The 18,265-nt window shown below is 60.6% G+C and carries 17 protein-coding genes; 7 read left to right on the top strand and 10 right to left on the bottom strand.

Features of this window, described 5'->3' with window-relative positions; translation table 11 throughout:
* Positions 1-216 precede the first annotated feature (216 nt).
* Positions 217-915: a hypothetical protein gene (locus ACK6AU_RS14435; protein WP_409299677.1), complete on the top strand. Its 699-nt coding sequence runs from the start codon at positions 217-219 to the stop codon at positions 913-915.
* Positions 916-981: 66 nt separating this feature from the next.
* Here ACK6AU_RS14435 and glyA read toward each other — a convergent pair whose 3' ends face one another.
* Positions 982-2,337, bottom strand: a complete 1,356-nt coding sequence (gene glyA / locus ACK6AU_RS14430; protein ID WP_185698620.1) for a serine hydroxymethyltransferase — start codon at positions 2,335-2,337, stop codon at positions 982-984.
* A 504-nt stretch (positions 2,338-2,841) separates the two neighbouring features.
* Between glyA and ACK6AU_RS14425 the strand changes: the two genes are divergently transcribed.
* On the top strand, positions 2,842-3,444 hold the full coding sequence (locus ACK6AU_RS14425) for a helix-turn-helix transcriptional regulator (RefSeq protein WP_409299676.1): 603 nt from the start codon (positions 2,842-2,844) through the stop codon (positions 3,442-3,444).
* Positions 3,431-4,306, top strand: a complete 876-nt coding sequence (locus ACK6AU_RS14420; RefSeq protein WP_409299675.1) for a queuosine precursor transporter — start codon at positions 3,431-3,433, stop codon at positions 4,304-4,306. The genes ACK6AU_RS14425 and ACK6AU_RS14420 overlap by 14 nt, the downstream gene beginning before the upstream one ends.
* 99 nt (positions 4,307-4,405) lie before the next feature.
* Here ACK6AU_RS14420 and ACK6AU_RS14415 read toward each other — a convergent pair whose 3' ends face one another.
* The 8 genes from ACK6AU_RS14415 to hmpA form a co-directional block, all read right to left on the bottom strand.
* Entirely contained in the window at positions 4,406-4,960 is a 555-nt protein-coding gene (locus ACK6AU_RS14415; protein ID WP_409299674.1) for a cytochrome b, read from the bottom strand.
* Positions 4,961-5,104: 144 nt separating this feature from the next.
* Positions 5,105-5,992, bottom strand: coding sequence for a heme o synthase (gene cyoE, locus ACK6AU_RS14410; RefSeq protein ID WP_185698624.1), 888 nt, complete (start codon positions 5,990-5,992; stop codon positions 5,105-5,107).
* Positions 5,993-6,002: 10 nt separating this feature from the next.
* Positions 6,003-6,344, bottom strand: coding sequence for a cytochrome o ubiquinol oxidase subunit IV (gene cyoD / locus ACK6AU_RS14405; RefSeq protein WP_185698625.1), 342 nt, complete (start codon positions 6,342-6,344; stop codon positions 6,003-6,005).
* On the bottom strand, positions 6,345-6,971 hold the full coding sequence (locus ACK6AU_RS14400; RefSeq protein WP_185698626.1) for a cytochrome o ubiquinol oxidase subunit III: 627 nt from the start codon (positions 6,969-6,971) through the stop codon (positions 6,345-6,347).
* Between the two features lie 3 nt (positions 6,972-6,974).
* Entirely contained in the window at positions 6,975-8,993 is a 2,019-nt protein-coding gene (cyoB, locus tag ACK6AU_RS14395; protein ID WP_185698627.1) for a cytochrome o ubiquinol oxidase subunit I, read from the bottom strand.
* A 3-nt stretch (positions 8,994-8,996) separates the two neighbouring features.
* Positions 8,997-9,941, bottom strand: coding sequence for a ubiquinol oxidase subunit II (gene cyoA / locus ACK6AU_RS14390; protein ID WP_409299673.1), 945 nt, complete (start codon positions 9,939-9,941; stop codon positions 8,997-8,999).
* A gap of 795 nt (positions 9,942-10,736) precedes the next feature.
* On the bottom strand, positions 10,737-11,246 hold the full coding sequence (locus ACK6AU_RS14385) for a disulfide bond formation protein B (protein WP_409299672.1): 510 nt from the start codon (positions 11,244-11,246) through the stop codon (positions 10,737-10,739).
* Positions 11,247-11,630: 384 nt separating this feature from the next.
* A complete protein-coding gene (gene hmpA / locus ACK6AU_RS14380; RefSeq protein WP_185698629.1) occupies positions 11,631-12,812 on the bottom strand; it encodes an NO-inducible flavohemoprotein in 1,182 nt (393 codons plus the stop codon).
* A 154-nt stretch (positions 12,813-12,966) separates the two neighbouring features.
* On the opposite strand from hmpA, the gene norR reads away from it, so the two are divergent.
* From norR to ACK6AU_RS14360, 4 genes are all read left to right on the top strand, one after another.
* Complete coding sequence (norR, locus tag ACK6AU_RS14375) at positions 12,967-14,520, top strand: nitric oxide reductase transcriptional regulator NorR (protein WP_409299671.1); 1,554 nt, start codon at positions 12,967-12,969, stop codon at positions 14,518-14,520.
* Between the two features lie 136 nt (positions 14,521-14,656).
* Complete coding sequence (locus tag ACK6AU_RS14370) at positions 14,657-15,559, top strand: chemotaxis protein CheV (protein ID WP_185698631.1); 903 nt, start codon at positions 14,657-14,659, stop codon at positions 15,557-15,559.
* Between the two features lie 3 nt (positions 15,560-15,562).
* A complete protein-coding gene (locus ACK6AU_RS14365; protein WP_409299670.1) occupies positions 15,563-16,042 on the top strand; it encodes a GNAT family N-acetyltransferase in 480 nt (159 codons plus the stop codon).
* 371 nt (positions 16,043-16,413) lie between these two features.
* The gene (locus ACK6AU_RS14360) at positions 16,414-17,163 is read left to right on the top strand and encodes a YkgJ family cysteine cluster protein (RefSeq protein WP_409299669.1); all 750 of its coding nucleotides are present in this window, start codon (positions 16,414-16,416) and stop codon (positions 17,161-17,163) included.
* Between the two features lie 28 nt (positions 17,164-17,191).
* On the opposite strand, the gene ACK6AU_RS14355 is transcribed toward ACK6AU_RS14360, so the two are convergent.
* The gene (locus ACK6AU_RS14355; protein ID WP_409299699.1) at positions 17,192-18,262 is read right to left on the bottom strand and encodes a methyl-accepting chemotaxis protein; all 1,071 of its coding nucleotides are present in this window, start codon (positions 18,260-18,262) and stop codon (positions 17,192-17,194) included.
* Positions 18,263-18,265 lie beyond the last annotated feature (3 nt).

The following is an 18,265-nucleotide window of genomic DNA, read 5'->3' as shown; positions in this document are numbered from 1 at the left end:
CATCCGCTAGCGTTCCTGTCCGACCAGGAGCGCTTGCCAATGGAGCTCCGTTCATCGGGGAATCTTCCTCCCTCTGGCCGGTCTGTAAGGGCTGCCCTGACTCTCCAAGCGCTTGGTCCGTGACAACGGCCCTGCGCTCCAATAGATTAGGCGCCCCCGAAAATCCCCCCGGGCTTTTCGCGCCTCAAACCTGTCAAACCAAGTAGTGGATGTTCAATGCCTGATTCCAACACCGAAGAATCCGTGATCGCCTTGTCCAGCAAGACCGAATACGAAAACGCCATGCATCTTTCCCAGCATGTGCCCCAGGCCAAGAGCATCAGCGAGATGGTGCTCGACGCCTTCCAGAGCTCGAAAGAAAGTGACCAGATTCGCGAACTGCGCGCCGCCATTCGCCAGGCCCACGACAGCTTTGACGACGATACCGCCTATGAACTCATGGGCCAGCTCAAGCAACTCAAGGATGCCGAAGCCGCGGACCTGGCCGCCCTCGAGGACCTGAGCAAGAAGTTTCCCATCAGCCGGATCCTCTCCAGCTACAAGGACGACCCGGACTTCCAGGAACTGGTGTATGGCCTGGCGCTCAAGGTGCTGAACCAGACCCACCAGGCCATCAGCAACCCGAGCGGCAAGAGCAAGGCATCGCGGCCCAAGAAGGAAATGGAAGTGTTCGCCATCAGCAAGGACGGCATCAGCGTGACCCTGCCGATGCGCCCGCGCTCCAAGGCCAATGCCGACCGCGAAGCCTTCGAGTTCCTGGGCTTCAGCTTCATCGGCGAAGGCGAAGAGGCCGAGCTGGAAAGCGAGGTGTTCGTCGACAACCAGGGCAACGAACAACCGGCGACCCGCAAGAACATCGTCACCGCGATCCAGCAGCAGACCGCGTTCGTCGGCTACAGCGCCATCCAGCAGTAAGCCGATGCCCGGCCGACCGGCCGGCTGGCAGCCCCGTATTCATGACGAAGGCGGGGCTCGCCCCTCTCAACGATCCCCATATTCGACAATCGGGTACATCGCGCACAGCGCCTCGGTCTGCCGCCGGAACTGCTGCTGCAAGGCCGGCTCCAGGATGTAGTGTTGTTCGCCGTGGGGCTTGACCTGATCCAGTATCCGACACACCAGGTCGACGAGCTCGCGACACCCCTGGGAATCCAGGTAGCGCTGGGCAATGGAGCCGGTGCCAATGCACAGGCCATTGGCGGCAAAGGCTGGGCGGACTTCCCCCGGCCCACGCTTCTTGCTGACGATGATCGCGCACTTCTCGAGCGCCGATTCGGCGATGGAGCCGCTGATGCCTCCATGCAGGCGCAGCAGGATGGTGTGATTCTCCGTGCCGCCGCCCACGACCTCATAGTCCCGCTCCATGAACGCATCGGCCATTTCATCGGCGATGGTGCGCACCCGTCCCATGTAGGCATCGAACTGCACCGACTTGGCATAACCCAGCGCGGCCGCCTTGGCGGCGATCATGTTGACTGCCGGCGCCCCCTGCATGCCGGGAAACACCGCTTGGTCGAGCACTCGACGAAAGCTCGACCTGAGACCCGGCACCTTGGTGTCGGCATCGCGTCCCGAGAGAATCAACCCGCCGCGAGGTCCGCCGAGCTGCCTGTGGGTACAGCAGGTGGTGACGTGAGCCGAATCGATCGGGCTCGGGTGGCGCCCGGTGGCCACCAGCCCGGCAATATGGGAAATATCGGCCAGGAGAATGGCTCCAGCCTCATCGGCGATGGCACGAAAGCGCTGGAAGTCGACGATCCGTGAATAGGCCGTCGCCCCACAGATGATGATGCGCGGACGATGGGCCAGGGCCAGTTGCCGTACTTGCGGGTAGTCGATGACGCCTTGGGCCGTGGTGCCGTAGCGGATCGCCTTGTAATGGACGCCGCTGAACGCGAGGGAACTGCCATGGGTCAGGTCGCCACCATGGTCCAGGGCCATGCCGAGGATGGTGTCGCCAGGCTCGGCCAGGGCCGACAGGACCTGGTAATTGGCATTGGAGGCCGAGTGCGATTGCACCCCGGCATACTGGGCAGCGAACAGTTCCTTGGCCCGACGAATCGCCAGGGATTCGACCAGATCGGCATTTTCGCAACCAGCATGACGGCGCCGACCGGGAACGCCCTCGACGGTGACGTTGAGCAAGGCCGAGGCAGATGCCGCCAAGGTTCGGGGGCCCGCCGCGCAAGAAGACGAAACCAAGGACAAGGTGCGGTGCTGACGTGTGATTTCCGCGTCCAGGATGCTTGCCAACTCGGCGTCTTCGGTTCGTAATTCGGCCAAACCACGTCGCAACAGGTCTGCCTGGGTCCTGAGTGGTTCAGTATCGGCTGCCATGGTTCTGTGTCCCTTCCTTGTATGTCGCATGCCACGAACGAAGGCACGCTTCCTGGGTTTTACGTTCGTTTGGGCAAAACGGGCCAACTGGCAATGACTGTACGAGATGTAACAAAATTAATCAAAAAATTGAACATGAACTAAATTAAATGAGGTATTTCCTGGCGAGTCGAAATGACATCGACCTTACCTTGTGTTCAGGTTTGTCATCAGGGTCATGACGCCGCGCCTCGAGCGCTGTATGGTCACGGCCGACACATACGTCGCCTCCCTCCCCGCACTGGTAATTCGGCCGTTTCCCAGGGGGGCGATCGCCCTGGATATCGACCATCAGGGATTTCAGGAGGAACGCGGCACAGCCTGGGGAGCACTAGCGAGCTGGCGGAAATTGCCAAAACTGCCCCGCCAGCCCTCGGACCCGCGTCACGCAGTTGTCCCCAGGCACTGCATGATCGTTATGCAGTACTCAAGGGATCAGAACCAAAAGGAAGTGGTGAGCAGCAGATGCACAAAAGAGAAAGAACAGAGCATTTAAAGAGCAACATCAAGTACCTGATAAAAAGTCGTGGTGAGACACAACTGTCCTTGTGCAACGCCAGCGGCCTGACCCGAACGACCATCTACAACATCCTGGAAGGCAAGGTCAGCAACGTACAGCAGTCCACCATCCGGAAAATCTCCGATTTCTTCGGCGTTTCCTATGAAGAGATAGAAACTGTCGACTTCAAGGAAAAGGAGATCATCGAGAGCAGTATCTCCCCTCAAGGAAACATGAACCCGGCAGCCGTTCCGATCATCAGGGAGAGGCTGCTGATAGAGAGCATGGGAAAACGAATTGGCGAGCTGGTCACGCTTTACCCATTGACCTACTACTTCGGTACTTCCTCCAATCTGATAGCCGTGTTGCTGGAGAATGAAATTCCAGGCGTGAATGAAGCCGGCGACCTGTTGATCGTGCAAAAGGGCTCATCGACTGACGACAAGGAAAAGCTGATCTACGACAAACTGACAAGAAAGCTCCTGATATCGAATGATGCTCGCTCCGACTCGGACCGCATGATCGTAGTCGGCGATATCATCGAGGAGCGGTTCCATGTCGGCCTTTGAAATTGACAACAGCAAATACAAGCTCTTGGGATTCGACAACAACAAGAAGCTTGCGATAATCATGATCATCGCAACCGGCAAGGTTATAAAAATCAAACTAAGCGAGGTTTTGAACAGCGAAATAATAGACAACCTGAACAAAATAGAAATCAAGAATCTTTATCGAAAATTCTACTCTCAAGGAGATAGTCTCACCGCCTACGACTTGAATGACCGCCATGAAACCTCATGGATGATCTATATAACCCTGAATCTGCTGCTCGTGACCTTCTATATCTTCACCAGCATCGCCGCAACCAAGCCGATCTACTTGGAATCGCTGGACATCGTCATCACTCCAGGAACCTTTCTTTACTCCCTGACCTTTTTGATCGTTGACCTGCTTAACGAAAACTTTGGGCTCCGCCTGGCAAGAAAAGCCATTTTCTTCGCATTCGCCAGTACCTCCACCGTGTTCATTCTCCTCTATGGCTCGACCTTCCTCCCTGGTCTGCCCGGCTGGAAATTCGACTCGCCTTATAATGATGTGATCACCCAGGTATCGTCCGTACTGGTGGCGTCATCCATCTCATTCCTTGTTTCGGAAAACATCAACTCCTATTTGCTGTGCAAAATAAAAGAACTGACGAATTCCAGATTCCTGTTCCTGCGAATATTCTTGAGTACCTTCTTTGCAGTGATCATCGACAGTTTTCTATTCTGCTACATCGTCTTTTATGGGTTGATGCGCAACGCGGACATCCTGAACATGGTTCTCTTGCAGATCGCGATCAAGGTGTTTTTTGCACTCTTCAATATTTTGCCCGCTTATGGCGCAAGGTCATTGCTCAGTAAGTACATGACCAGCAGCCAGGCAGGATAAGAACGCTTGAACCGTACTCTGAATGCCCAACAATGACGGTCAGTAAAAAACCCCGCACTTCTCTCGAAGGCGGGGTTTTCTTGTTGCGGATTAAAATACTCAAACCGAAGTGGCATTGCCCAGCATACGACGCAGGATATGCCCCTGGCCCTTGGCACAGTGCAAGAGCAACGCCGCGACATGGCCAAGGATCACCACCAGCAAGGTCCAGCCCAGGAGGCTGTGGAAGTTGTTGCCCAGGTCGGTCATCCACTGGATCTTCGGCCCTTCGAAGCCGCTCATCACCGGCAGGCCGAAGGCGGAGAATGCCCGCCCCGAGCCGTACTGGCGCAGCAGGCCGAAAAACGGAATGGCGAACATTCCCACATACAGCAGCCCATGCCCCAGCGTTGCCAGGAGGTTGAGGCTCGGTGGCCGGCGACGGCGACTCAACAGGCTCCACAGCACCCTCGCCAGCAACAGGGCCATCAGCAACAGGCCCACCTGCTTGTGGGTCGGCCAGAGGAACTCGTCCAGGGCCGAATCAGCCAGCAGGTAATGTGCACCGGCGGTGCTGTAGATCCAGGCGAAGGCCAATGCCATGGTCCAGTGCAATCCGCGACTGACGGCGCCGTAGCGCTCCTTCGAGTCGTATAGTTCGATACCGCGTTCCATTCCATCCACTCAAGGTTCATCACGGCGGCGCATTTTACTCGCCCAGGCAACAGCTTCGGGCCTAAAGCTTTAAATGATGTGACCGCCATGCAATGAAAAAGCCCCGCGCTTCTTGCGAAGGCGGGGCTTTTTCTTGGCCCGGGCTTAGTGGGCGTAGGTCAGCAGCAACTCGGTCGGGGCCTTGAAATCCACCGACATCATCACGCTCAGCGCGGTGATGGTGAAGATCGAGAACACGAAGAGCTTGCGGGCCCACACGGTGTCGTCCACCGCCTTGTAGCCGGTCCAGGCCATGTACAGCCAGTACATGCCCATCGCCGCCGCTACCGCCATGTAGCTCATGCCGGCATACCCGCTGAAAGTCAGCATCAGGGTCGCCACCAGGAACGCCAGGATGTAGAGCAGGATGTGCTTCTTGGCCACGCGAATACCGCGCTTGACCGGCAGCACCGGGATCGATGCGGCCAGGTAGTCGTTGAAGCGGAAGATCGCGATGGCATAGGAATGCGGCATCTGCCACAGGCTGAACATCACCAGCAGGGTCAACGCAGCCATGTCGAAGCTGTTGCTCACGGCCACGTAACCGATCACCGGCGGCATGGCCCCGGACAGGCTGCCCACCAGCGTGCCGTGAACCGACTTGCGCTTGAGGTACAGGCTGTAGAGGCCAACGTAGATGACAAAGCCGATTACCGCGAACAGCGCGGCCAACGGGTTGGCCACGTAGTACAGCAGGGCGACGCCGGCGACGCCGAGGATGGAGGCATAGGCCAGGGCCACTTCCAGGGAGATCAGGCCCTGGACCAGCACCCGGTTCTTGGTGCGCTCCATCTTCAGGTCGATGTCACGGTCGATGCAGTTGTTGAACACGCAACCGGACGCTACCACCAGCGAGGTGCCGATCATGGCGGCCAGGAAAATGGCCAGATCGACATGCCCCTTCGAGGCCAGGAAGAACCCGCCTGCCACCGAAAGCACGTTACCGAAAATGATCCCCGGTTTGGTGATTTGGATAAAGTGCTTGAGCGACATCGGGTCTACCTCACTTCGCCATCATGACGGTGTGGATGCTGAACATGATCCACAACGACAGACCAACCAGCAGGACAATGACCAACGCGGCGAAGATGAACGCCACCACGTTGTTACGCTGCGCCGCGGAACGGTCCAGGTGCAGGAAGTACACCAGGTGCACCAGCACCTGGATCACCGCGAACGCCAGGACGATCCACAGGGTCACGTCCTTGGGCAGCGATGGGTACATCACCAGCCCGAACGGGATCACGGTCAGGATCACCGACAGGATGAAGCCGATGGCGTAGGACTTGACGCTGCCGTGGCCGGCGTCGTCGTGGCCATTGTGGGAATGTGATGCGTTAGCCATTTACATAGTCCCCATCAGGTAAACAACGGTGAATACGCAGATCCACACAACGTCCAGGAAGTGCCAGAACAGGCTCAGGCAGCTCAGACGGGTCTTGTTGGTGGAAGTCAGGCCCTTTTTCCAGACCTGGTACATCATCACCGCCATCCAGATCAGGCCGCTGGTCACGTGCAGACCGTGGGTACCGACCAGGGTGAAGAACCCGGACAGGAAACCGCTGCGGTTAGGGCCGTAGCCCTCGGAGATCAACAGGTGGAACTCGTTGACCTCCATCACGATGAAGCCCAGGCCGAACAGGAAGGTCATGGCCAGCCAACCCAGTACCTGGGTTTTCTTGCCCTTGTACAGCGCCAGCATGGCGAAGCCGTAGGTGATCGAACTGAACAGCAGCAGCGCGGTTTCACCCAGCACGTAGGGCAGTTCGAAGATGTCGTGGCCCGACGGGCCACCGGCAACGTTGTTCACCAGCACCGCGTATACCGCGAAGATCGACGCAAACAGGATGCAGTCGGTCATCAGGTAGAGCCAGAAACCGAATACGGTCATCTCGCCCGAGTCGTGGTGGTGGTCATCGTGTCCATGGTCATGACCATGGGCGTGTCCAGCATTCATCACTAAGTTCGACATGGTTTAAGCCTGTTCCAACGAGGTTTCAACACGGGTAGCCGGGATCACTTTCTCCGATACCAGACGCTTGTGCTGCTCGGCTTCAATGCGTTCGATCACCTCGACCGGAACCATGTAGCCCTGGTCGTCACGAGCGGCATGGATGATGAAATAGATCACGGTGCCGGCCAGGCCGAAGATGGCCATCCACCAGATGTGCCAGATCATCGCGAAACCGAATACGGTCAGCAGAGCACCCATGACCAGGCCGGTCGCGGTGTTGTTCGGCATGTGGATCGGTTCGTAGCGGCTTGGCTTCTGGTAAGCGGTACCGGCTTCCTTGGCTTCGGTGAATGCGTCGATGCCATCGGCCTTCGGCAGTACAGCGAAGTTGTAGAAAGGCGGTGGCGACGAAGTCGACCATTCCAGGGTATGGCCATTCCACGGGTCGCCCGCTTCGCACATGTTCTGCTTGCGATCACGCACGCTGACATACAACTGGATCAGCTGGCAGGCGATACCTACGGCGATCAGCACCGCACCGGCCATGGCCACGTGCAGGTAAGGCACCCACTCAGGGTTGGTGGTGGCGTTCAGGCGACGGGTCATGCCCATGAAGCCCAGCGCGTAGAGCGGCATGAATGCGACGAAGAAGCCCGAGATCCAGAACCAGAATGCAGCCTTGCCCCAACCTTCATGCAGCTTGAAGCCGAAGGCTTTCGGGAAGTAGAAGCTGAAGCCAGCGATGTAGCCGAATACGGCGCCGCCGATGATCACGTTGTGGAAGTGCGCGATCACGAACAGGCTGTTGTGCAGTACGAAGTCCGCACCCGGTACGGCCAGCAGTACGCCGGTCATGCCGCCGATGGCGAAGGTCACCATGAAGCCCAGGGTCCACAGCACTTGGCTGGTGAAGCGCAGGCGGCCGTGGTAGATGGTGAACAGCCAGTTGAACAACTTCACCCCGGTCGGGATGGAGATCAGCATGGTCGCCAGGCCGAAGAAGGCGTTGACGCTGGCGCCCGAACCCATGGTGAAGAAGTGGTGCAGCCAAACCATGAAGCCCAGGATCGAGATCGCGCCCGAAGCGTAGATCATCGAGTGGTGACCGAACAGGCGCTTGCCGGTGAAGGTCGAGATCACTTCCGAGAACACGCCGAAGGCCGGCAGGATCAGGATGTATACCTCGGGGTGACCCCAAGCCCAGAACAGGTTCACGTACATCATTGGATTGCCACCAAGTTCATTGGTGAAAATGTGGAAATCCATGTAGCGGTCGAGAGTCAGCAGCGCCAGGGTAGCGGTGAGGATCGGGAACGAAGCCACGATCAGCACGTTGGCCCAGGTGCAGGTCCAGGTGAAGATCGGCATGTCCATGGCCTTCATGCCAGGCGCGCGCATCTTCAGGACGGTCGCCAGGAAGTTGACCCCCGTCAGTGTCGTCCCCAGGCCCGAGAGCTGTAGCGCCCAGATGTAGTAGTCCACACCCACGCCCGGGCTATAGCCCAGTTCGGACAGCGGCGGATAGGCGACCCAGCCGGTACGGGCGAATTCGCCGACACCCAGGGACACGTTCACCAGCACGACGCCGGAAACCAGCAGCCAGAAGCTCAGGGAGTTGAGGAATGGGTAGGCCACGTCACGGGCACCGATCTGCAGCGGCACGACGAGGTTCATCAGGCCGGTGAAGAATGGCATCGCCATGAAGATGATCATGATCACACCGTGGGCGGTGAAGATCTGGTCATAGTGCTCAGGTGGCAGGTAGCCAGGCGAGCCCTCGGTGGCCAGGGCCAGCTGGGAACGCATCATGATGGCGTCGGCGAAACCACGCAGCAGCATGATCATGGCCACGATGATGTACATCACGCCGATTTTCTTGTGGTCGACCGAAGTCAGCCACTCGGACCACAGGTAGGTCCATTTCTTGAAGTAGGTGATACCCGCGACGACCGCCAGACCACCGAGCGCGATCATGGCAAGGGTCACCATGACAATCGGCTCGTGGAACGGTATCGCGTCCAGACTTAATTTACCAAACATCGTTTACTCCTCTGCCCCGGCAGCTGAATGCGAGCTCATGTCCATTCCCTGCGAAGTGGCCACTTCTTTCTCTTTCTTCTCGTGCTTGAGCGGCTTGCCTGGAGTCATACCCTCATACTTGTCGATGATGGTCTGGAACAGGTTTGGCGCGTACGAGGAGTAGAGCTCCACAGGGTTGTTCTGGCTTGGCTTGGAAAGGGCCGCGTATTCAGCTGTGTCCAGCTGTTTAGGTGCCTTCTTGACTTCGTTTACCCAGGCGTCGAACTCTTCCTGACTGGTAGCGGTCGCCTTGAATTTCATGCCGGTGAAGCCCGCGCCGCTGTAGTTGGCGGAGATACCGTCAAGCTCGGTGTTCTGGTTGGCGATCAGGTGCAGCTTGGTGGTCATGCCCGCCATCGCATAGATCTGGCCACCCAGGCCCGGGATGAAGAACGAGTTCATCACGGTGTCGGAGGTCACGCGGAAGTTGATCGGGGTATGCGCCGGGAAGACGATCTTGTTGACCGTGGCGATGCTCTGCTCCGGATAGATGAACAGCCATTTCCAGTCCATCGCGACCACTTCGATGGTCACCGGCTTGACGTCGGACTCCAGCGGACGATAAGGGTCCAGGGCGTGGGTCGACTTGTAGGTCACATAGCCCAGGGCCAGGATGATCATGATCGGCACGGCCCATACGGCCACTTCGATCTTGGTGGAGTGGGACCACTTCGGCGCGTAGGTCGCGTTCTGGTTGGAAGCGCGATACTTCCAGGCGAAAGCGAAGGTCATGAGAATGACCGGCACCACCACCAGCAGCATGAGGATGGTTGCAGTGATGATCAGGTTTCGTTCGTCCAGACCGACCTGACCCTTGGGATCAAGCAAGGTCCATTTGCAGCCTCCCAGCATCAACATGCTGAGCAGCGGCAATAAGCCTAGTAATCTGGGGTACCTGTTTTTACTCATCTCACGACCTCTAAAGCAGCTTGCGCAATGCAGTTGGGTTTTGATCGCCAACACTTCACCCTGCCAAGGGTTGGCATTTTTCTTTAATTGAATAAGGGCCTGCCCGTTGCGGTGAAACGCTCAACGACACATCCCGGGCTAGCAGTGGTTCTTATTCGATCTCGTGGTCAAAGGCCCTGTTACAGACCAATTCCATTTGGTGCGGAAGTTAGGAAGGCGCCGACACCTGCAGTCGCATGGAGCGCTCAATCCACTCCTCGACCATCCTCGTGTGCTCAGGGGGGAGCAGCGTCGGAAATTCAGTGCGGGCGATTGTAGATATGTCGCGTTTTATAAACCATGTCTTATCCCGAAATAATTTTTATCGCTGACCGCAACAATCCCACACGATTGTTACGAAGGCGCAAAATCATATCGATTTTCATTCGCAACAAAAACCCCAGAAAAGTCCCTCATGCCGGTGCTGGCAGGCACCTGAAAAAGTCGCTGAAAGCCGCCATCCGTATGGCTCAGCCCTTGTAAAACGGGGTCTGTGAAGAATTGTATAGATAGCAGGCTATGGTTTTTCGCGGTCTTATCGACATGCACAAACTGACAGACATCGATTGAACCAGTCAGGTAATTTGCAGTCTCTTGAAACCATTCCCCCACCTCTCTGCGGCCGCGACAGTGTGACAACATGTCGCACTTTTGTTGCCCCCTGGCTTGCCGCAAATCACGGACTTTTCAGGCACCTCATGCGCGGCATGAAAAAGCCCCGGCTCCTTTACAGGAACCGGGGCTTTTGCGAGACGATCAATAGGTTTTCTTGCGATTGCGCACCACGCCCAGCGGCACCAGGATCACCGTCAGCACGAACGCCAGCAACGCCCACTGGGCCAGGGACAGGCCAAGGATCGGCGGGTACGGCGTGGAGCAGAAACCATCGACCTGGAAACCCAGGGGAAAAATACTCGCCAGCGGCAGGCTGTCGACGATCGGCTGCAGCACATCGATGCCGCAGCTCACCGCCGGATAGAACTGGGTGTACACATGGTGCCCGGCCACCCCGGCGCCGGCGAGGGCGCAGATGACCACCAGGATCTCCATGAGAGTGACGCCGCGCCGCGAACCCAGGGCCGCGCCGATGAAGGCGAAGATCGCGATCAGCAACAAGGCGTAGCGTTGCAGGATGCACAGCGGACAAGGCGCCTCGCCCAGCACCACCTGCATGTACAAGGCACCACCGATCAGTGCCAGGCAGATCACCCCCAGCAGTACCAGGAAGCGTCGTTCACGCCCCAAACGCAGTCTGTCGTCACTCATCCCTATTCCTTTTTCTGTGTGTTGCAGCGGTCCGCCCGCTTCTATCGCGGCGTCGCGCTGTGGAATTGCCAAATGGCCGGTTCGCCGTCGCAGTGCCCGGAAGTCTACACGCTGAACATGACCTTTGAATGCACGGCTTGCAGGCTGCAAGCCAAGGCCTGCCGGGCGAGCGATGGAATCGAACGGCTCGCCCAGGCAGTCGCGCCCCGGACGATATCGCCGGCAATTAACGACAGGCAGGTTAAGTCGGGATTAACCCGGCAGCCGCTCTTCCAAAGTTGGCCAATAGGTCTGGAGATTGCCGGCGCCCCAACGGTGGCTGGAATGCACCTGGCGGGCGCCGACAAGCGGCCCCTGGAGGACAGGAGCCGGCAGGCGGGAGAGTTATTCCAGAGCCGCGGCCGGGCCGAAGAACTCGTAGCGGCTCTGCTGCTCAGGAATGCCCAAGGCCTTGAGGTGGCGCTTGATCGCCGCCATGAAGCCCTTGGGTCCGAGGAAGTAGGCATCCAGGTCGCGTTGCTCGGGCAGCCACTGCGCCAGCTGATCCTGGGTCAACACGCCCAGGCTGTCGGCCGCCGGGCTGACGCCATCATCCTCGGCATAGCAGTAGAAACGCTTGAGCTGTGGATAACGTTCAGCCAGGGCATCGACCCACTGGCGGAAGGCATGCACCTGGCCATTGCGTGCGCAGTGGATAAAGTGCACCGGGCGCTCGGTGGCCAGGGCTGCCTCCAGCATCGGCAGGGTCGGGGTGATGCCGACGCCGCCACTGATCAGCACCAACGGCTTGTCGCTGGCCTGGAGGGTGAACTCCCCGGCAGGCGGGAACAGCATGATGCTACTGCCCACCGGGCATTGGTCATGCAGATAGTTGGAAGCCACGCCACCGGCCTCGCGCTTGACACTGATGCGGTACTGGCCCTGGTCGGACAAGGCCGACAGCGAGTAATTGCGGCGAATTTCCTGGCCATCGATGAACAGCTGCAGGCCGATGTACTGGCCCGGCTCGGCGGCGAGGATCGCCCCCTGGTCGGCCGGCTCGAAATACAAGGAGGTGATTTCCGCACTTTCCCGCACCTTGCGCACCAGTTTGAATTCCCGGGCACCACGCCAGCCGCCCGGGGCCTGGGCCTTCTCGTCGTAGATGGCCGCCTCGGCGCCGATCAGGATGTTCGCCAGCTGGTTGTAGGCCGCGCCCCAGGCATCGATGACCTCCTGGGTGGCGATCTCGCTGCCCAACACTTCCGCGATGGCCCGCAACAGGCAACTGCCGACGATGGGGTAGTGCTCCGGCAGGATCTGCAGGGCGACGTGCTTGTTGATGATCTTGGCGACCAGGTCTCCCAGCTGGTCGAGCTGGTCGATATGCCGGGCGTACATCAGCACGCCATTGGCCAGGGCCCGGGGCTGGTCGCCGCTGGCCTGGTGGGCCTGGTTGAACAGTGGGCGGACTGCTGGATACTCCGAGAGCATCATTCGGTAGAAGTAGGTGATCAGGGCCTCACCCCCGCTTTCCAGCAGGGGCACGGTGGACTTGATGATGGCGCGATCTTGGACGCTTAGCATGGGACAACTCCTGGACTTATGACCGCTTGCAGGGTTCCCTTGTCCAATCAGTATTCGTGCCAAGATTAAAATCATTTAAATTCAATAACTTAAGATAATAGTAGTCATAAAGACTTCAATGAATTTATAGTCAAATCGACTACAAGGAGTCTTTATGACTGCAAAGGCCCTGCTCACCACCCTGCTGCCCCTGGTCACCGACCTGTCCCGGGAATTGCCGGAAGGCGAACGCTATCGACGCCTGCTGGAGGCGCTGCGCGTGCTGTTGCCTTGCGACGCCGCCGCGCTGCTGCGCCTGGATGGCGAGTGGCTGGTGCCGCTAGCCGTCAACGGCCTGAGTACCGACACCCTGGGCCGGCGCTTCAAGGTCAGCGAACACCCGCGTTTCGCCGCGCTGCTGGCTAGCCCGGGACCAACCCGCTTCGCCAGCGACAGCCAGCTACCTGACCCCTACGACGGCTTGGTGGAGGGGCTCGACGAGCACCTGGAAATCCACGATTGCATGGGCTGCCCACTATTTGTCGACGAACGCCCCTGGGGCCTGCTGACCCTCGACGCGCTGGATCCGCAACGCTTCGAGCCCATCGAGCTGGATGCCCTGCAGGCCTTCGCCAGCCTGGCCGCGGCCACCGTCAGCGCCGCCGAACGCATCGAACGCCTGGCCCAGCGTGCGGAGAACGAGCACCAGCGCGCCGAGGTGTATCGCCAGGCCAGCGGCCAGCATCGGGAAATGATCGGCCAGAGCAAGGCCCACAAGCACCTGATGGAAGAAATCGCCCTGGTGGGCAGCAGCGACCTGACGGTCCTGATCACCGGTGAAACCGGGGTCGGCAAGGAACTGGTGGCCCAGGCCATCCACGCCGCCTCGCTACGCGCCGACCAGCCGCTGGTCAGCCTCAACTGTGCGGCCCTGCCGGATACCCTGGTGGAAAGCGAACTGTTCGGCCATGTCCGGGGCGCCTTCACCGGCGCCACCCAGGACCGCCAGGGCAAGTTCGAGCTGGCCAACGGCGGCACCCTGTTCCTCGATGAAGTGGGCGAATTGCCGTTGCTCGTCCAGGCCAAGCTGTTGCGCGTGCTACAAAGCGGACAGTTGCAGCGCCTGGGCTCGGACCAGGAGCATCGGGTGGATGTGCGCCTGATCGCCGCGACCAATCGCGACCTGGCCCAAGAGGTGCGCAACGGCCGCTATCGTGCCGACTTCTACCATCGCCTGAGCGTTTATCCACTGCGCGTCCCGGCGTTGCGCGACCGTGGCCGCGACGTGCTGCTGCTCAGCGGCTACTTCCTGGAGCAGAACCGTTCGCGCATGGGCCTGGGCAGCCTGCGCCTGAGCGCCGATGCCCAGGCCGCGTTGCTGGCCTATCACTGGCCGGGCAACGTTCGCGAACTGGAGCACTTGGTCGGCCGCAGCGCCCTCAAGGCCCTGGGCAACCACCGGCAACGACCGAAGATCCTTAGCCTCGACGCCGCGGACCTGGACCTGCCCCACGCTGGCGAGAAACCCGGCGTGGCTGCCGAAACGACAACACCGGCCATGCCACTGGCGGTGCCCGGGGACCTGCGCCAGGCTACCGAGCACTACCAGCGCCAGTTGATCGACGCCTGCCTGCAACGGCACCAGCACAACTGGGCCGCCGCCGCCCGTGAGCTAGGCTTGGACAGGGCCAACCTGAGTCGCCTGGCCAAGCGCCTGGGGCTCAAATGAGCCCCCGCGGGGCGGTGCCTGCGACGAGCCGGATCGGCCAATCCGGCTAAAGCCCGTCCTGAAAACGTCGATAACCCGTTATCCATGGTTGTCCGTGGTTCGATCCACGCGCCAATTCTTCAAGAAGAAGGTTTTTATGTCCTCCAACAAAGCCCGCGCAGATTCGCTTTCGCTTCTGCTGTTTACCTTGCGCAGCGGCAAGCTGATGGCTATCAACCTGCTCAAGGTCAGCGAAATCATTCCCTGCCCGCCCCTGACCAAGCTGCCTGAATCCCATCCCCATGTGAAAGGCATCGCCACCTTGCGCGGCAACTCACTGTCGGTGATCGATCTCAGCCGGGCCATCGGCGAGCGCCCCCTGGCCGATCCGGACGCCGGTTGCCTGATCGTCACCGACGTCAGCCGCTCCAAGCAGGGCCTGCACGTGCAGGCCGTGAGCAAGATCGTGCATTGCCTGAGTACCGATATCCGCCCACCACCCTACGGCTCGGGCGGCGTCAGGTCCTACATCACCGGCGTGACCCAGGTGGACGGGACCCTGGTGCAGGTGCTGGACATCGAAAAAGTGATCCATGGCATCGCCCCGGCCCAGATCGAGATGGCCCCCACCGAATTGAGCATGGAAGACGCCGATGCCCTGGGCAACGCGCGCATCCTGGTGGTGGACGACAGCCAGGTGGCGCTGCAGCAATCGGTGCACACCCTGCGCAACCTCGGTCTGCAATGCCACACCGCCCGCAGCGCCAAGGAAGCCATCGACTGCCTGCTCGAACTGCAAGGCACGGCCAACGAAATCAACCTGATCGTCTCGGACATCGAAATGTCCGAGATGGACGGCTATGCCCTGACCCGGACCCTGCGCGAGACCCCGGACTTCGCCCACTTGTATGTGCTGCTGCACACCTCCCTGGACAGCGCGATGAACAGCGAGAAGGCGCGCCAGGCCGGGGCCAATGCGGTGCTGACCAAGTTCTCCTCGCCGGAGCTGACCCGTTGCCTGATCGATGCGGCCAAGGCCATCGCTGCCCACGGAGCCTGAACCGTGGAAGAACGCTATTGCCTGTTGATGCGCCGCGACCTGACCGGACCACAGCTCGCCCCCCGATGGCCGGTCGGGGTCAGCCTGCGCCACTACAGCCCGGATCTCGCGCCAGAGGTGCATCACTTGATGCAATTGGGTTACCTGGACGGCGGCGGCCACGTCCCGGACCTCGATACCTGGCGCAAGGCCTTCGAGACCGATGCCGAATACGATCCTGAACTCTGCCTGGTGCTCCTGGAGGCCGGCCAGGTCATAGGCGTGGCCCAGTGCTGGACCAGCGCCTACCTCAAGGACCTGGTGGTGCATGCTGACGCCCGCGGCCGGGGCCTGGGCCGGGCCCTGCTGCAACAGGTGTTCGTGATGTTCGCCGAACGCCGGGAAGAGCGGCTCGACCTCAAGGTGCTGGAAGACAACCTGCGCGCCCGCCGCCTGTACGACAGCGCGGGCATGCAAGTGGTCCGCCGCGAACGGGTGCCATAGGCACACTTACGCCGACACGCCCGGCCTGTAGCCGCTACTGGGCCTGCGAAGCTGCGACAAGGCCCGCAGGGTCTTCGCGCTCTCCTCCACCCGCCGACCGCCGCCCCGGCACCCCGTTCGACGACTGGGTCGGCTATAGCGCCCCCTTGCTCCAGGGCCAGTACCCGCTAAAGCCCATGCAGGGCCGCAGCGGCATCGAGCGGTGCCTGTACCAGCGGTCCAGCCGCAAGGCGCTGGTCAGCGAGTGGAACAGCACTCGCCCAGCGCTCAAGAGCCGTTGACTGGCGCATAACTTGCTTCGCCAGGGCATTCGCAGCGTCGAACAACAGAAAGACGACGCCCCCTTTCGATCCGCTTGGGTTGCTCATGCCATGAACACTCGGTTTTCCTGCGTAGGCTGCGGCAAGTGCTGCCACGACCACCATGTTCCCCTGACACTCGCCGAAGCCCGGGCCTGGGCGGCCGATGGCGGCCAGGTGATCGTGCTGGTGGAGGCCTTCCTCGGCAATGGCCTGGGTTTGCCGGCACAGCAACGCGAACATGCCCAGCGCCGTTCCTGCCGGGTGCCCAGTGGCAGTGCCGATGCCTATGTGGCGATCACCTTCGCCGCCTATAACGTCGGCCCCTGCCGGAATCTTGACGAAGACCAGCTGTGCCGCATCTATGAGCGCCGGCCATTGGTGTGCCGTATCTACCCCATGGAAATCAATCCACACATTCCTCTGGTTCCCACGGCCAAGGAGTGCCCGCCGGAATCCTGGGAACAGGGCCCGCAATTGATCCTCGGCGGGCAATTGGTGGATGAGCAACTGGCCGAACTGATCCAGCGCTCGCGCCAGGCCGACCGGGATGACATCCAGGCCAAGCAAGCCATCTGCACCCGGCTGGGCATCCGCACCACGGCGCTCAAGGGCGACGGCTTTACCGCCTACCTGCCGGACATGGACGCCCTGGCCCAGGCCATCGACCAGCTCCAGGCCAGCCCGCTCGTGGCACCGGAACAAGCCTGGCGCTTCCACCTGTCCAGCGAGCAAGTCGCCGCCGAGGTCGCCGCCAGCGGCGCCCAGGTGGTCAGCGATACGCCCCTGGACTACGCCTTCATCCCGCTGCGGGCCGCCTGAGCCCGGCGCCTGGGCAGCAAGGCGCGGCTCAGCCGCGCTTGTGCCAGAACTCCAAGGCCAGTTGGCGCAGGTCCCCTGCCAGGCCGGCCACGTCGCCGGAGTTCACATGGCTGAGCTGGCCGGCATGGACGGTCGCCTCGCAGGCATTGCGAATGCCGATGATGTTGCGGTTGATGTCTTCGCTCACCGCGCTCTGCTCTTCCACGGCCGCGGCGATCTGCAAGCTCATCTCGGTAATCTGGTTGACCCGCTGGCTGATGCCGTCCAGGGCCAGCGCCGCACGCTGGGCCTGCTCGACGCTGCTTTCCACATGCTGGCTGCTGTGCTGCATGGCCTCGACGGCGTTGCGCGCGCCATTTTGCAAAGTGCTGATCATGCGCTGGATCTCGTTGGTGGAATCCTGGGTCCGCTGGGCCAACCCGCGCACCTCGTCGGCCACCACGGCAAAACCACGGCCCTGTTCCCCGGCCCGCGCGGCCTCGATCGCCGCATTCAGGGCCAGCAGGTTGGTCTGCTCGGCGATGCTGCGGATCACCTCCAGCACCCCGGAAATGTCGATGCTGTGGCTTTCCAATTGATGGATGACTTCAGTGGCCCGTTCCAGCTCGTTGGCCAGGCGCAGCACCGCGCTGCGGCTTTCCCCCACTAACAGGTGGCCCTCGCGGGTTTCGCTCTCCGCCTGGTCGGCCGCCACCGAAGCCTGCTGGGCATGGGTGGCCACCTCGGCCACGCTGGCCGCCATCTGGTTGATGGCCGCCGCTACCTGATCGGTTTCCGCCTGCTGTTCCAGGGTGCTGTTGTGGCTGCAATGCAAGTGCTCCACCAGCTCGGACGCATGCCCGGCCAGCCGCTGGGAAGCGTCGCCGATACGCCCCACCACCGCGCCGACCTGGGCCTCGAGCATCTGCAGGGCGAACTCGATACGCCCGAATTCATCCGCCCGCCCGGTATAGATGCCCTGGCTCAAGGGGTTGTCGCCGATCTGCCGGGCCCGTTCGGTCAGGCGTCCCAGTGGCCGCAACTGCCAGCCGACGCCCAACGAGCCCAGGCAGCAACCCAGGGCCACCGCCACGCCCTGGTATATCCATGATTGCGGCAATAG

The sequence above is a fragment of the Pseudomonas sp. KCJK8993 genome, from assembly GCF_046230915.1.
Lineage (GTDB): Bacteria > Pseudomonadota > Gammaproteobacteria > Pseudomonadales > Pseudomonadaceae > Aquipseudomonas > Aquipseudomonas piscis.
Note: the sequence above shows the minus strand (reverse complement) of the source record. Positions and strands in the feature narration are given on the sequence as shown.